Here is a 17,115-nt window from a genome sequence, read left to right as displayed (position 1 = left end):
TTATAAATCCAATTGATATGAAAATTCAATTATTACTTTCATTTTTTATAATTCTTTTCGCATTAAACTCGTGTCGGAAGAATATCAAATCAGAGCAAGGAGGCATTGATCTAATATCGAATGTTTATTTCGATGCTTCAAAAGGTTTGGATCAGATCCAGAGCTTTCATTTATCCAAGATTAATTATTCGCATAATCAGTTCATAGAATTAGTGCCTGATCATAACTATTCAGAAATCAATAAGCAGGTGTATTTTATCGAAGATTCAATATGTTACCCAATTGGGTCATTGGGAAGCAATATCATATTCAATGATATTTCCAAAAGGCAAAGTTCTCAATCGGTTTGGGAAAAGAAAGAAGGTGCTGTCTTTTCAAAAGATTGGATTCCCAATTACAGAAACCGAAAAAATCTGTCCGATACAATCTTATTTAGTAAAAAATATAAACGTTTTGAGATTAATTCTCCGTGGAATTATACCAGATTCTATATTTATCCAACAGATACCATTTTACCTTATTCATTTTACAGACACGCTGAAAAAGATTATGACGGCAGACTTGAGCGAATTGATTCTTATAATAAAAAGACAGACATTTTCGTAACACTTCAGTTATTACCAAGAAAAAACTGGGATGATGAAGCCAAAGAAATTTTTGAGTTTAATCATTTCGTTAACAACAGAAAAAATTAATGATGGATGAAATAGAGTCTTCAATGATTACAGATGGAATTTCTATTGTCAATGGAACTAAGAATGAGTTGGTTGTTTTTGAAAAAGAAATTGACCGACTTTCATTTTTGGAACTTTTAAAATTAAATAAACAAGTCAACAGCAGAAGTCTTATTACACTGAACTCTGCAAGCAGGACAATAGAATTTCTGAATCAATATAAAAATTTTCAAGGTAAAATATTTCTGTGTTTAGAAGGAGATAGGCTTGGAGATGCAGCAACCCTTAAAATTCAGATGGAATTTAAAGAAAAGAATATTAAGGATATCCGCAAGATGTATGAAATTTCAAATGAAGGACATAAAGACTTGAATGAATATCTCAAAAACAAATTGAATCATCAGAATAAAAATATTAATTTAGTTGAACCGAAAAACTCAGAAAATGCAAACCTTATTGTTAGATCAGATAGAATATCCAACGCTCAGCACTTGGGATCCGAAATTTCTGGACGAGATTCTGATAGAACTTTTCAAAACAGCCAATCCGAGCAAAACGGAGATTACCCAGGAGGACAAACTATTGGCAGCGAAAATGCTGGAAATGGATCTAAAGTCACAGAGTGGAGCAATTCAGGAAACAGAGGAGGAAGATCTGTTGACGGAACACAACCGCAGAATGCTGAACAAAATGAAGGCAAGCAAAACCACTTGGGCGGAATCGTACCCGGGAGAACAGTATCCACCGGAGTCGGAAGAGAATTAGACAATTCTAAAGATATTGAGAAATTAGATTTTCTCATTTCAAAGTATAAAGGTCATAAACTGACCAACGAGCAAGTTGCGGAAGTGGTTTCTGCAGCTTGTTTTGTTTCTAATGATAATAAGGTGATTATTCATCCAAATATTGATGTTTCCGATGAATTAAGAAACATCAGTAATCAGTACAAAAGTGGAGGTACTGCAAAAGAAGGTCGAGGAATTTTAGATGAATACTACACAGATTCTAAGATTGTTGATATCATCCGGAATCTAATCAAAGACTATTTTAAAAATCAAAAAGAGATTGCTGTTCTAGAACCCAGTGTTGGAACTGGAAATTTTCTGTATGCTGTAAAAGATCTTGGTTTAAAAATCAATATTTCTGCTTTTGAGATTAATGAAACAACGGCTAAAATTTCTAAAATACTTCATCCTGAAGCTGATGTGAATCTCCGTTCTTTTGAAACTGAATTTATTGATGAAAGAGGTTATAAGAAAGATGTTGGAGAATATGCTGAAAAATATAATTTGGTAATTGGAAACCCACCTTATGGAGAACATCGAGGTTTATACAAAGGGCTAGGAGAGGAACCCAAAATAAGCAAATACGAAGATTATTTTGTCAAGCGCTCTTTAGACTCTTTAAAGCCGAATGGAGTTTTAGCAATGGTGCTTCCCTCAGGTTGGCTGAACCGACACAAGAAACTTGAAAATGCAGAAATTTTCAATGCCTATCGTTTGCCTATCGGTTCTTTTGCAGGAACGCAGATTGGAACTGACATCATCATTTTGAAAAAAACTTCACAAAAAATTATAAAGGATATTTCTAATTATTTCGAAAGTAATCCTGAAAATATTCTGGGGGAAATTCGTGAGAAAAGCAATCGTTTTGGACGAATGGAAAACTATGTCCACGGTAATCTGGATCAAGCTTTAGACAGAATAGAACAACTCAGAACTAAAAAGCAAAACGAGCGCATTGGTAATTTGTTTGAAGATTTATTCTTCGAGAATACGCAAGTGGAAGTAAAAGAGGAAATTTCCATCAGAAAAGACATTTCAGTTCAAACTCCAGCTGAAAAGTACCTTTCCGAAGCTAAAGAAAAAATAGATGATGTTCTTTCAACATTTCAAGAAATCAAATTTAAGTCTCCTGCTGTTGTAAAAGAAATTGAGAAATACAACGAGTTAAAAGAGCAAATCGATAAAGATGTTAAATCATTTTCTGCAGAAACGCTAAAGGAGATTTGTGATAAATCTGACAAGCTCATCCAATCCCAGAAGAAACTTGATTCCGAGTACAGAATTCAAACAAAACCTGAGATAAAAAAAGGTGTTTTAAAATATCTTTTTTCAAAGTCAGACGAAGTTGTAAATACTTCATTACAAAACAGCTTAGATATTTCAGCAGAGCAGATTGCTGCTTTTCGTGATACAGATTACGATGGAGCTTTGAATAATAGAAGAGAGCACCACAAATTTGCCAATTTTATTGAGGGGAAATGGGTACACGATTTTTACTATGCAGAAGGAAATATCTATTCCAAACTGGAAAAGCTAGAAAAAGACTTTGCAGATAAATATGCCGTCGGTGGAACTGAAAACCAATATGAGAAGCAAAAGAAAATACTCTTAAGTGTTCTGCCAACTCCCAAGTCTTTGGATGAGATTTCGATCAGCCCTAATCACGAATTTGTACAGCAGTTTGCCTTGGGGCAAGTTGAGAAAGAAAAATACAATCATTCTACAAAACAGATTGAAACAGTAATTGTTGATTACAATCTGGCTGAAAAGTTCAAAGATTTTTTAGGCAGTTTATCCAGTGAAGCTTTTGCCGGTTCTTCAGCTTGGGAAGTTCGAAGTTATGTAGATAATGAAACGGTTACGGGTAGTGATAAGGAAAGAAATGCATTAGTACGTGAAAGAAGAAAGGCTGCTGCAAATGACCTTTTTGAAAAGTTTATTCGTGAAGAATTATCAGACGATTTAAGAGAGCGTTTTATAAAAGAATTCAACAGAAATTATAATAATATCCACGTTCCGGACTATTCCAAATTTCCTCTATTTTCCAAAATTCATCTCAATTTTAAAGGGAAAGAACTCAGACTGACAGAAGTACAGAAAGCAGGAATAGGAAGGCTTACGACAAAAGGAGTTGGTCTACTGGCGCACGAAGTGGGTTTTGGCAAAACACTTTCCGGGATATTTTCTATGCACGAGGCGATGGAGCGTGGAAATTCTAAAAGACCATTGATTGTAGTACCAAATGACAGTATTTTAAAACAGTGGGTTGAAACCATATTTGAAACAATTCCGAATGCGAAAGTAAATGTCTTGGGAAATCTAGGAAGGGATTATGATCTTTCTCGATTTGATAATAGAGATGGAGAAATCACAATTGTTACTTATGAAGGTTTTAATAATATCGGTTTCTCCGAATATATTACTCAAGATTTGGCTTCCAAGTTCTCTTACATCTCTGAAAGTGAATTGCGTAGTGTTAATTCCATCAGCGAAAGAGATTTTCAGAAAGAATTAGAGAAAGAAAAAGAGCTCCAGGGAAAAATGAAGCGTGGCAAAATCTATGATTGGGAGGATTTTGGTTTTGATCATTTGACTTTTGATGAAGTTCATAATGCTAATCACATCGTTGGAAAGGTAAGAATTGAGGACCGAAGATTTGCTTCTGATTTTAGAAGTCAAAATCAACAGACTTCCAGATTAGGAATTAATACCTGGATGGCATCTCAATATATTCAGGATAAATATGATGGCAGAAATGTTACTCTTCTTTCAGCAACACCTTTTACCAATAAACCTCTTGAGTATTATTCGATATTGTCCTTGATCGCAAATAAGCGTCTTGAGGAATCAGGATACTTCAATGTCAATACATTCTTTGAAACGTTTATGGAGGCTGATAATGATATGGAAATCGATGCTAAAGGAGACGTGAAGTTTAAAGCTAATGTCCGCAGGTTTAAAAATAATTCTTTGTTTCAACAGCTCCTATCTGAGTTTATTGATATTAAAGGAGAAGAAGATAATCCTGAATTAATCCGTCCAACCAAGATTAATAAAGAATATAAAATTGAGCAGAATGACTTAACTCAGGAACAATATGATTTACTCACAGAGAATTTCGACGATTCTCAAAAGGGAGCAATTCTTACTCATATTCTAAATGCAAGGCTTATCGCTATTTCTCCTTATCTGTCTCCATACTATGACGGAGAACTTCCCTCAGTAAAAGAATTTATTGAAAATTCCCCTAAGTTGATAGAGACAATGAATCTGATACAGCAGAATAAAAGAGATATGCCTGATTCGGGTCAGATCATTTTTTCAGAATTGGCAGTCTCAGAATTTCCGAAAATTAAAGATTATCTCATCACGGAAGTTGGTTATAAACCTGAAGAAATTGGTGTCATTACTGGAGCAACGAGTAAACCCAACAGAATGAAAATTCAGGATGGTTTTAATTCCGGAAAAGTCAAAATTATTCTCGGCAGCGAGGCGATTCAGGAGGGGATGAATCTTCAGCAAAATACCACTGATTTATATATGCTCTCACTTCCTTATAATTTTACCACTCTACGACAGGTCGAAGGTCGTGTCTGGAGACAAGGAAACAAGCACGAAAATGTAAGGGTCAATTTTATGCTTACCAATGATAGCATCGACGTGTTTATGCTTCAGAAGCTGCAATCAAAACAAGCAAGATATTTGGAAGCAATGAAAAAGGGAGCGAATGTTTTGGATATTTCTGATATCAGTACGCAGGAACTAAAAACATCTATTATAACGGATCCCGAAACCAGAGCAAATATTGAGATTGAACTACTAAAAAGAAAGATTGAAAGTGAAAAAAATAAGCATCTTGCTGATAATGCATTTGTTTTGCGGAAATATGAGACTTTTTTAAAGATGCAGGAGATGGTTACTAAAGCACATCATTCCTATAACAGAATCTTAGGATACTCTAAGGATAAAACTGAAAATGCTGGATATTGGAAAAATCAACTTCCTTCTTATCAAAAAACAATTGATTTGGCTAAAGCTGAAGTTCAGAGAACTATTCTAAGCTTAGAAGAGAAAGGTGTAAATGTTAGAGAAATAGAATTTCAGACAAAAATAACAGATGAGAAAATTGATGAATTAGACAAAAAATTAGAAGAACTTCCTGAGATTAAACAGGATTTGATTGTTCAATATAAAAAAGAAAAGGATGAAAGGTTAAAAAATAATCAATCGCTGGATACTATAAAGGATAGAGCCGTTGATAATAAAACTCTTTTTCCAGCCCAAGTTATATCAGAAACTATTGACGGACGAATGCAATCTTTGAAACAAGAAGCAAAAAATGAATATAATTTTTCGTCTAACTTAGGAATGAAAAGGTAAACATTCAAATTACCATTAACACAGTAATGTCATATTTCTAAGAGTTATAAAAGTAATTATCTTGAGAGGGCATAAGGTTTATAAGCTTTAACTTAATTCAAATAAGTTTTGTATATTTAAATACAAACTATTAAAATAACCATAAAAAAAGATTGAATGAGCGATTTTAAAGAAATTGTAGTAAATACATACCCGCATATTATTCATGGAACATTCAATAGAATTATCTATTATGAGACAGACTCAATCTTAAACAACTTGATTCGGCTACATGTTGCCAGTATGCCTAATGCTGATGAAAAAATGCTGATTTCAGATAAGTTTTTCATTTTCAAAGGTATTTGGCGAGGTATTTTAGAAACTCTTTACGAAAAATACCTACCCCATTTTAAATATGATTTCAAGTGGGATCTTGAGGTTACTCCCTACACATTGATGCTATGCGAACTTACAAAAGAGAATTTTGACAGTATTGAAGTAGAGCTATTAAAAAAAATTATTAATTATAGTGATGATCAAATTGAGTCTGATTTTAAGGATTTAGCTGATAAAATAGGTCTTCCCGCGATTAATCTTCCAAACGGTATTGGAGATAAAATACCAAGCGACTTGATGCCCAGAGGAAACAAGGATCATTTGGTTTTGCTTTTTCGACTAATGAACTTTCCACCCTTAGAAGAACTTGCTCTTTTTCAACATCGCTATAATCAAAATATAAAGAAACAAACGGAAAGGCTTTCTATAGCCTTTTCCGGAATAGAGCCTGAAAAAATCCCTATGTTTGGAACGCCTGAATATTTGCATTATTCTTACTTTCATTTAGATCATGCGACATTTAAAAAGTATGGGCTTACAACCTTTGAAAATCATCCCCTATTAGCTACTCACAAGAAAGAGTTTGATGAAATTCGTCTTACTGTTGATAGTAACGTAGATAAATTTAAAGATGAAATACTCTGTCCATGCTGTGGAGAGTATCAGGAAATAATACTGCCGCAGGAGCTTTTGGAATATAAATACTTGTTAGGGAATCAGGCTTTATGCAAGGAAATTGGATTGATATATCTGCAGGATTTTATTGAAAACTATAAACAAAATCTTAGTGAAAAATTCTATATGTTCTTACCTAATATCAATAAGGTGGATAATCCTGACTGTATAATATTGGTAGAGGGAGAAAGCGAAGAAGCTTCAATACCAATTTTAGCATTTAGAAAAAGATTTATTTTGTCACAAAAAAATATCCAAGTATACAACTCAAAGTCTAAGGAAAAGTTGGCGGCAGACTTTTTAAGCATGAAAGCAAATTATCCTAATCGTAAAATTATTTGTCTGATTGATTCGGATGCTAAGAAGGAAAGGAGTGATATAGAGCGAATTATTAGGAATCATCAAAATAAATATAGATTAGTATTTATCAATATAGGCACATACGAGGATTTATTTGATATTCAAATGTCAGTAGAAATTCTAAACGAAATGTATCCTGAAGGTGAAGATATTACAGTAGAAGATTTTGACGGGGCTAAGGATTTTCTTTCTAACGTGCAAAGATTTTTATTTGTGAAGAAGAAAGCAAAATTCGACAAGGTTTTGTTTGCAAAAACTATGTCATATAAAATGGATATTGATCGTCTTCCCAAGGAGATTGAGGAAATTCTAAAAGTAGCAGATGATTTTACTAGACCAACGAAATACGTAAAAACTAAATAGTTATTTAGATATATAATCTCGCAAATTACAATGGTTAGGATTATATTAATAAATCATTTTTAAACTCTTTTGAATAGTAAAAACAGACATCATCTTATGAGCAAAGTTGCAGATAAAAGGCTTTACGTAATTGGTAACGGATTTGATCTGTATCATAAACTACCAACTAAATATTCGGATTTTCATCAGTTTATTCTTCAATGTCAGGCTAAAGTTCAAGTTCTTTTTGATACTTACTTTCAATTAAAATTCAACGAGGAATATTTATGGACAGACTTTGAGAATGACTTAGGAACATTTAAATGGAGAACATTCTATGAGGATATTAATAATATTGATGTCTTAGATGATCATTTTAAACCAAGCTCTATTTATTCTCTTGAAGACAATATTACTCAAGAAACCGATGAAATAATTGACCTTATTCGTGAAGCATTTGAGAATTGGGTATCTTCTATAAGTCTGGATTTTGTCACACCCAGTCTGACTTTAGACACTAGCTCTAACTTCCTAAACTTTAACTATACTATGACTTTAGAGGAAGTTTATGATGTTGCTAACGAAAATATTTTGCATATACACGGTGATGTTGAAAACAGCCGAGGCTCTTTGATATTTGGTCATAATAAAAGGTTAAAAAACAGCCCTAAGTTTGACAAGCATGGAGAAAGTACGCGCACCTTATTTTCTGATTCTGAAGATATGACTAAATATCCTTTTTATGCTTTCAGAAAACCTGTAACTGATATAATCTCTGAAAATAATGACTTCTTTAATTATATTGTTAACGTTGAAGAAGTAATTGTTCTTGGTCACTCATTGAATTCCGTAGACATACCGTATTTTAGAAAAATTGAAAAAATAAGCAATGCTAAAATAAAATGGCGAATTAGTTATTTCAATGATCCATCAAAAGCTAAACTTTTAACTTCATTTCAGAAAATAGGGGTTGCTACAAACAGAATAGAGTTTTTTAAAATGAATGACCTGCAATCTGGCAAACTTTAAATTTTGATATTGCTCCTATAGCAGGGAAGTTCAGTAATTTTAAATTTTATACCTTCAACACTATGCTCGTAATTTATCTGATGCCACTTCTGGCGGAGAAGATGAAGTATCCATATTAGAACTTCCTTATAGCTACAATAATGAATTAAGCATATTTGTCAATGCGTTCTCTCGTTTTTCTGCCCAAAAAAGTGGAACGCTTGGCCAACCTGCAAAGAATGACTTCATAGATTTGCATCATTTGCTATACCTTCGAAATAACAAGCAATGCTAAATGGTAACCGATGACAAAATGATTTTGAAAATAACGCAACAATCTATTACGATTGCAGAATTTAAACTAATACATAATCTTTAGTAGATATTATATTTATAAAAAACTATGGCTATATATAAAATTGAAAACGAAAAATTCACCAAGCTATCTGATACTACATTTGAAAATGAGAATATATATGAAGTAAAAAACTTACAAAAATATTTGTCTAATTCTATTGATATTATTGATAAAGATTTATTGGTCATTGCAACAGAATTTAGTGATTGGGAAGAAAGCAGAAGGAGTATAGATATTTTATGTGTTGATACTGATGGTAATCTGGTTGTAGTTGAAATAAAGCGTACTCAAGACGGAGGACATATGGACTTGCAGTCTTTGAGATATGCATCAATGATTTCAAAAATGAAATTCGAAAAGGCGGTCTCTACGTATAAAAGTTACCTTCAAAAAATCAACCATAATTTGGATGCAGAACAAGCGATGCTTAAGTTTTTAGGATGGTCTGAAGTAATTGAAGATGATTTTGCACAAGATGTAAGAATAATATTGGTTTCAGCCAATTTTTCTATTGAGCTAACGACATCCATTTTATGGTTAAACGAGAGAGATTTAGATATTCGTTGCGTGAAAGTAAATTTACAAAAAGATGATGGTAAAATCTTTTTCGATATCCAGCAAGTGATACCGCTTCCTGAAGCGACAGATTATCAGGTTCGCTTAAAGGAAAAAGCGATTGAGGAAAGATTAGTACGACGAGAGAGTAGTAGGGAACAATCAATTATTTCTAAGCTTTTTGATTCTAATAAATTACATGTCGGACAAAAGGTCATTTTAAAACCTGCTTTAGAACAAGGGATTGATAAGATATTAATCACTGCGGAAATATCTAGGGTTGGAAGAAAATGTTTAAATGTAAATGGCTCCACTAAAATTTATTCGTTCAGCAGTTTAAGGTCTTATTTAACAAAAAAATACAATTTAAAAGATGTAAAACCTGACTGGGGATATACATTAAAAAATGATTGGATTGAAGAAAACGGCAAAACTTTGGCAGAATTGGAAAAAGAAAATTATTGATTTTTCGCTAGATAATTTTATTTTCAGAAATTGAGTTTTCATAATTACAGCGGTCAAAATGAATTTTCTTATTAACTACTGTAATTATGTATTAGACTTAGAAATTTTATTTGCGTAAATCTGAAGGTAATAATTTAAATCCTCGTAAAAATTTATTTTAACCTTTTAATATCAGCTAATTCACTTTCTATTCCACGTTCTTCATAGGGTGAAGACAAGCTAAGCATTACAATGTCTCGATCACTTCTCCAGCTAATTGTGTAGATAAAACTTATCAAAAGTAAAACTTTAAGTTCATCATCTTCATCTTCGTTATTATACTCATTTTTCAAATCAATGTTTTCCGGAGTATTGAGATCGAGTACAGATGCATATAATTTTATCTCGCTGTCTAAGGGTTGAAGTTTGAATTTCTCTATTTCCTGACTCGAGATATCCCTAAACTCCATTTTAGGCAAGTATTTCTTTTTTAGCAAGAAAAATGTATCCTTTAGATGATTGTTCGTATAAGGAATCTTCTGAATAATACTTTTATAAGGGGACTCGTTTATTACCTGCTCTACTTGAGAGTTTGAACACAAACTAATAATGATGTATTCCTCAGAGAGGGTTGGAATCAATTTTTGAAATGCTTTTAAAATATTCTTTTTATCAATTAGATATCTACGATTTCTAGCAATCAGAAATGAATTGGGAATATAAAATTTAATCTTACTATTAGAGATGCTCTCAGCATATACGGTATCATAATTAAAATTGGGAATATCATTTTCCGTAAATGATGATTTATACGATAAAGTCATATTACCGTTTATTGCGGTTGTAATGGACTTGTCAATCTTTCTGAAATTTGTAGGATTATTAATCGTTGAATATTTTTCAAAAGTTTCTTTTAAAATTCGTTTCGTCTCATTCTCAAATTGCTGAACTTTAGCTGTGGAAATTGGTGCCTGTAACTTGGTGAGGTCAATTTTATCCTTTATTTGCTGGCTTAAAGTATCATAAGTGGCTAAGACTTCTTGCTCATCAAATTTGTAATTTAAAGCATCGATAAGCTCTTTATTTGCAAGGACTTTTTCAATGCAGGTTTTAAAATATTGAAGCCTCCTGTGATACGAATACAAAATATTTAAATCGTTAGTCAGACTATGGAATATTTTAAAATTTTGATAACTGTATATTTTTTGTAAGGTAAACTGTCTGACAAAAAGTAAGGAAATATATAAGCATATATTGTGCGTCGTTTGACCGCTAACCCCTAAATTATCCAATTCGGGGAAATTGAACTTATATTCTATAGGATCTTCCAAACTTCTATATTGGTTGGCAAATTGATCAAACCAATAAAAAACCTCATCCATTGTTGTAGGTAACAGTTCATATCTAGGTGGCTGGGACTGTGAAAATGAAAGTATATATTTAATAATGTCATAGTTTGAGAGATAATAAAGCAATCCTCCTAAGGCGTAGTTAAGCTGTAAAAACTTTCTACGCTCTTCTTCAATCTCTTTTATTTTATCATTATTTGTTATAGTCATAGTCCCAGGTTCATATTCTGGGGCGATAAGATTTAGACTATAACCCGCATGCTGAGAGGCTGTTGACCAATAATTAGCTATTAGTTTTTTATGATTTGCTGACACTAATAGATTTCTCCATAGCCACCTGTATGTTTCTTGAGATATCTTGCCGAAGGTAAAGTTTTCTCCCAGTAAAAATATACCGGATGATGCGAGATTACCTATATTGGAAAATCTGCGATTATTATTTTCACTTGATGTGATAATGATTTCATTGGTGATATGATAAAGATCAAATGGATAAATCGGACCATCATTTGAAGAATCATTTGTCCGATAGTCCATAAATTGTTTATAGTAAAAATCAGATAGGGTTTTTCCAATATGAGGATCATCGTTCTTAAACGCATACAATGTGAGCTCATTTATGGTTTTTAAATAGTACGTTTTTGATAAATTTTTATCTTCTGTCTTATTTTCGTATTTCTTGATCAGATATATGACTAATTGGGAAGTTTTCGACTGAAACAAAACTATTCTATTTAGCCAAATTATAAAGGAAATGGTTAGCAGTACAGTTAAGCAAAAAATCAGGATATCTGCAGAATTTTCTACAATGTAAACATCCTTAAAATAACCTATAGGAGGAATATCTAATATTTTAAAAATAAAACTTAAAAGTGTTAGAATTAAGATCAGCTGAAAAAAAGATAACTTGAAAACTGAAAGGTTTTGAGGAAATTTCAAATCAAAAACATTAGATAGATACTCAGATTGGTATTTTTCTCCAATATTTGATATTTTATCAACTAAGATAGGATATGCAATTCCCAATATGGCGACGTCTATAGCGACACATATTTCAATAATATATTTCATGGTTGGTTATAAGTAGTTTATAACCAAATATCTAAATATTTTTTGAGAAATTTGTTATTTTGTAAAATAATTTTTTTATCTTTTTAAAAGATATATTCTAAAATAATGATAGCTGACTTTCAAATTTAGGATAGAATACGCCGATAATTACAAAAGGATTTTTTCCACGACGCATGTGCCATTCTTTTGTAGTGCCTAAAAACAGATGTATGTCATTTTTTGATAAAAACTCCCCTTCGTATTTTTCTCGTACTTTTTGTAGTGCGATACTTTCATTACCTTCTGCTCTTCGCAGACAGTTCCAGTATAAAGCTCCAATCTCCCAATCTTCAATCATAAGACGGCTTTGCACACCTTCATCGTCTAAAAAAGTATAGTAAAATCTATAAGGCAATTTTGGTATTTGAATTTCAGGACTTCTATCTTGATCAAAAAGATCGCCCATTTTCCTTAATTCTTTCCACTCATTTTTCCATTCTCGCTCATCCTGCTCAATATCAAAGGATAGTATTTGACTTGGTTTAAATGTAGCCAAAGAAACATTGTTTGGAGCTTTGGATGCATCTATGAGCTGCTTTTTGTTGGTGTAGATATTTTTGAGACAATATATTTTTCTCTCAGCCCAGTTTCTTTTCGTATCTATTTTACCAAGAATTTTTACATTGTCAAAAGTATGATTGATGGGGGAATGGCTTTCCGGTCTGAAATCGTCAGTCCTTTTAGATAAATCAATCTCCAACCAATGATATTTGAATGACTTCATTTTACCATCTTCTTTAAAACCCTGCAGAAATTTTAGTGGCACCGGATAAATTCTGATCCAATCACCATTTTCTAAAATACCTGCGGTACAAACTAATTCATCATAACTTCTGGAAGGAAGAGGGTAAGTAGTTACGGTTATCAGAACTTTGGTTAAAGCCATAAAAAATATTATATGTGTTCTAAATGATATTTAAAACCAGAATCTGAAACAATAGCCTGTGCCAAATGCGTACGATGACATTGACAGATATCTGCTTCGAAGCACGTTAAAGCAATTCTTTCATGCTTTATTAGTAAATTTAATATTTTATTTTGAATATCTTTCGTTTTAGACAAATTATTTTCTTTGTAATTGTCAAATAATTTATCATAATCAAGTTGGCAATTGAGCTCCTGTCTTTCGTCAGATTGAATACCCACTTCTGGAAAATGAACATACTCGATGCCTAAGGCATTACAGAATTTGGTCAATGAACCTTTGCTAAATCCGTACTTCATGCTTAAAGGATTTCTTCTTACATCTACTAAAACCTTAACATCATTACGTACTAAACGAATAAAGTATTCTTCTAGCGAAATTCCCTCATAGCCTATTGTGAAAAGAGTTGTTTGGTTTTTTGAAGGTATAGCGCTCAGAACTCTTTCGTATAGCTTATCGCTTAATATTTCCTTAGCTTTGACACTCTTAATTGCCCAAAAAGGATAATTTATGTAAGTATGAATCATCAACGAATTAGCGTTCATATTACCGTAAGTACTTTTTATATTCTCAATATTACGACGATCTAAAACTTTGAGTGTTTTTAAATAATCAGTATCATCTGTCTTTTGAAAGCTAGATTCTGTGTCGCTTAAAATACCATTTTTCACAAGCGTATTAAGATCAGCATTTGCAGAAAATGAGAAACATCCAAATTTGTATGGGACAAAATCATATTCAGGACTCTCCTTATGTTTGCAATACAGAAAAAGCAACTTTTGAAGACGGATTTTATCCAATTCATTTTCAAAAATTTGTAACAAAGCTAAAAGTATTTTCCTTCTGTAAAACATTTTGCAAAGGTACAAAATTGAAAAGATTATATTTAGAGCAATTATATTCGATCTTTGTATATTTTAAATTTACTAACACTTAGAATATGATGTGCTGGTAATTTTATTCGTTTGAGTCAAAAAATATTAAAATAACTTATTATCTTGAAATCATATTTTGAAAAGTTTATCATTTTCTGATAACTTAAGGATAATATACTGATCTATTGCTAATTCTGCCGGGATTTTATCTCTTACAATTGGTAGAATAAACTGACAGTTTATAGAATTAGCTAATTCAATTAATATGGTGGAAAGTTGATTGTCATGCATGTTTTCCAATTGATCATGCATTATAAAATTTACGAAATCCATATCAATTTCTTCTGCAAATTGAATGTAAGCAAAGTCAAACGCAGCTATTTGGCCTTTCTTCTTTCCAGTACTTGGATTTCCTTCGATATTAGTTACAATTAAGTCATAGCCTTTTTCATTCTTCTGCGTACTTAAAAGATATTCTTCACCATAAAGCTTATTAGAAATTTTTGTGAAATACTTATTAAATATTGTAATTCTATTTTGAATAAAATCATCCTTTGAGTTGATTTGGCTGTTGATAGAATCTAGCTTGTCGTTAATTCTCTTTAAATTATCATTAGATGTAACCCAATATTTTCTTCGTTGTTCAAGAGAACCTTTTAATTCAAAAAAAGAATTTAATTCTTTAAGTATAGAATCATAATTGTCACTGTATTCTGATGCACTGATAAATTCTGATAATTCCCTTTCTCTTTTTCTTAAAGAATCTATTTTTTTAGTTATTTCCTTTAATTTTTCTAAAATGTTGGGGAATTCCTTCTCTATGTATTTTACCTTCTCATCAATTAGTGCATTGTGAAATTCTACAGTCTCTTGAAAAGATACTTGTAATGAAGGGATCAGTTTCGACGCCTTTTGGTAAAGTAGCTCTATTTGCTTTACATCGATGTTTGTTTTTTCTTTTTCAAGATCTTCTTTACTTTCAACAATTAATTCTTTTCTCATATTGAGTCTGCTGAATTCAGTTGAAAGTTTCGATAAAGATAGTTTTACATCATTCAATTGATTAATCTGACCTTCGAATTTTTCATTAAAATTAAAGCTGGCCTTTAAATTTTCGTATTCTTTAATTTTTGAATTTACCAACTCGATTTGCTGATCGATTAATGATAATTCACCTTCCTTTTTTAATCGTTTTTGGTAATTATCCTCTCTTGTTTTTTCCTTAACCAAAAGTTCTTTCTCATTATGAGAATCTGTATTTAAACCTAACCAAAATAAAAAAAGAGCTTCGTATTCTTCAGTTTTTGTGTAAGCATTTAAAACTTTTACAATGTTCGCTAATTTATTTTTTTCATCTCGGATATTTTTTGAGATGATCTGCTTAAAAGTAGGTTTTTCAACTTCCGTTTTAAATATTAATTTCTTAAGTTCTAAATCAAACTCTTTGTTATCCTTAATATTTTCACCATTCAATTCTTGAAGTTTTTTTCCGTACTTCAAAAAATTTTTACGAATAATTACTGACTCTGATGGGAAATCAAGATCATTATCCAACCTTAATGTAATAACTACCTCAGTACTCATCAAAAAATCTTTAATGACACTGTTCTCCTGTTCTTTAAATTCGCTGTCTTGGTAGATGTTTTTACCATCAGAACCAAGACAAAAGTCTACAAGTCGTAGCACAGTTGTTTTACCAACGTTGTTTCCGGTGCTTTTTTTATCTTTTTCAATAGTTTCGTCGACGATTAAGTTCAATCCTTTTTTGAACTCGATTGTACGAATTTTACCGAATTTATTTTCTATTGTAAGTTCTTTTAAAAACATTTTTTAATTTTCCCGGTTTCACCTTTTGTTACTACACCTGACACAAACAACCAATCTAAAGTTAAAGAGTAAAGATTGATAGAAACATTTTCCTTCTTATTAAAAAGACGATATAATTCTAAATAATCAATTTCATTCTTTCTTTTCTGGGACAGAACTTCTATAAGTTTTCCTCCCAGATAATATAAATCTCTTTCCGGATTAATATTTTTATCTACGATCATTCTTAAGAAATTTTTGGAGGTTCTTCTAAAATATTACAACGCATAAAAGCATCAATAATGACAATCATTAAGCCGAAGTTGATTGTTTCCTGATCAAATTCTTCAAGCTTGTTTGGAGCATTATGAATCTTTTCCCAGACTTCCTCTATTACTTCATCAAAAATTATGTCTGCATTTTTCCTAACCGCATCTAAGTTAGGATAATCTTTTTTGATTTTGAGATAGGTGCTTTTGATATTATATAAAACTAATTCTTTTTTAACGGAACCTTGCTTTTCAATCTCCTCATATATTTTGTTCAGCTTACCTTGATAAGGGGCAAATTCCCTTATGGTGTCCTCATATCGAAGGACATTATTGTGCAATATTTTAGCTTCAGGGTCAGGCGCATTTTCTGCACCTGGTAATGAAAGGACTTCTTTTATGTTGTTTCCAACAGCATTGATGACCTTATTTAAAGCGAGTGGATGCTTTGTAAGCAAGTTTTTACTTGATATCAACTCTAGTATTTTTTTCTCATGCTCTGCTTTCCAACTTTTTAAAAGTTCCACAGAATAATCTTTCTCATTTTCTTTATTATCAATAATAGTGTGATGCTCATCACAAAGTAAAACTAGATTGTCAAAGCCGCGACGTTCATCATCCGTCATGTCAGAATTATACCTCGGGCCTTCTTTGCTAGCAGCTTCAATATGGCAGATTTTGCTGATAATACTTATTCCGTCACTTGCAATTAGCCTTTTTTGACAGGTTGGTTCAGCACATTCATTGCCCGAAAGAGTATCAAGCCTTCTAACTGTAGAAGGTTTATATTGTCTTGCTTTATCTTTCGGCTTATTAGGTTCCATTTTTTTCAAAATTGAGTTTGCAAATTTAATGTTTTTTCAAATGACTAATTATTAAATAGAC

11 protein-coding genes are annotated in these 17,115 nt (G+C 31.8%); 5 read left to right on the top strand and 6 right to left on the bottom strand.

Features of this window, described 5'->3' with window-relative positions:
- The first annotated feature begins 17 nt into the window (after positions 1-17).
- The 5 genes from ACOOWA_RS12660 (at position 18) to ACOOWA_RS12640 (ending at position 9,917) form a co-directional block, all read left to right on the top strand.
- Positions 18-695, top strand: a complete 678-nt coding sequence (locus ACOOWA_RS12660; RefSeq protein ID WP_421375677.1) for a hypothetical protein — start codon at positions 18-20, stop codon at positions 693-695.
- The gene (locus ACOOWA_RS12655) at positions 695-5,839 is read left to right on the top strand and encodes an Eco57I restriction-modification methylase domain-containing protein (RefSeq protein WP_421375675.1); all 5,145 of its coding nucleotides are present in this window, start codon (positions 695-697) and stop codon (positions 5,837-5,839) included. The genes ACOOWA_RS12660 and ACOOWA_RS12655 overlap by 1 nt, the downstream gene beginning before the upstream one ends.
- Positions 5,840-5,995: 156 nt before the next feature.
- Positions 5,996-7,552, top strand: a complete 1,557-nt coding sequence (locus tag ACOOWA_RS12650) for a hypothetical protein (RefSeq protein ID WP_421375674.1) — start codon at positions 5,996-5,998, stop codon at positions 7,550-7,552.
- Between the two features lie 96 nt (positions 7,553-7,648).
- On the top strand, positions 7,649-8,560 hold the full coding sequence (locus ACOOWA_RS12645; protein WP_421375672.1) for a bacteriophage abortive infection AbiH family protein: 912 nt from the start codon (positions 7,649-7,651) through the stop codon (positions 8,558-8,560).
- A gap of 382 nt (positions 8,561-8,942) precedes the next feature.
- Positions 8,943-9,917, top strand: coding sequence for a hypothetical protein (locus ACOOWA_RS12640; RefSeq protein WP_421375670.1), 975 nt, complete (start codon positions 8,943-8,945; stop codon positions 9,915-9,917).
- A gap of 152 nt (positions 9,918-10,069) precedes the next feature.
- On the opposite strand, the gene ACOOWA_RS12635 is transcribed toward ACOOWA_RS12640, so the two are convergent.
- The 6 genes from ACOOWA_RS12635 to ACOOWA_RS12610 form a co-directional block, all read right to left on the bottom strand.
- A complete protein-coding gene (locus ACOOWA_RS12635; protein WP_421375668.1) occupies positions 10,070-12,316 on the bottom strand; it encodes a hypothetical protein in 2,247 nt (748 codons plus the stop codon).
- 97 nt (positions 12,317-12,413) lie between these two features.
- Positions 12,414-13,241: a hypothetical protein gene (locus ACOOWA_RS12630; RefSeq protein ID WP_421375666.1), complete on the bottom strand. Its 828-nt coding sequence runs from the start codon at positions 13,239-13,241 to the stop codon at positions 12,414-12,416.
- An 8-nt stretch (positions 13,242-13,249) separates the two neighbouring features.
- Positions 13,250-14,104 (bottom strand): DUF488 family protein, encoded by an 855-nt coding sequence (locus ACOOWA_RS12625; protein WP_421375665.1) that lies wholly within the window; start codon positions 14,102-14,104, stop codon positions 13,250-13,252.
- 180 nt (positions 14,105-14,284) lie between these two features.
- Positions 14,285-15,982, bottom strand: coding sequence for a DUF2326 domain-containing protein (locus ACOOWA_RS12620; protein ID WP_421375663.1), 1,698 nt, complete (start codon positions 15,980-15,982; stop codon positions 14,285-14,287).
- Entirely contained in the window at positions 15,973-16,206 is a 234-nt protein-coding gene (locus ACOOWA_RS12615; RefSeq protein WP_421375662.1) for an ABC-three component system middle component 6, read from the bottom strand. Before ACOOWA_RS12615 ends, ACOOWA_RS12620 begins: the two co-directional genes overlap by 10 nt.
- 2 nt (positions 16,207-16,208) lie before the next feature.
- A complete protein-coding gene (locus ACOOWA_RS12610) occupies positions 16,209-17,054 on the bottom strand; it encodes an ABC-three component system protein (RefSeq protein ID WP_421375660.1) in 846 nt (281 codons plus the stop codon).
- Positions 17,055-17,115 lie beyond the last annotated feature (61 nt).

Origin of the sequence: Chryseobacterium sp. GP-SGM7 (assembly GCF_049166575.1) — a bacterium.
In the GTDB taxonomy this organism is placed as follows: domain Bacteria; phylum Bacteroidota; class Bacteroidia; order Flavobacteriales; family Weeksellaceae; genus Chryseobacterium.
This window is presented reverse-complemented; position numbering and strand designations above follow the sequence as displayed.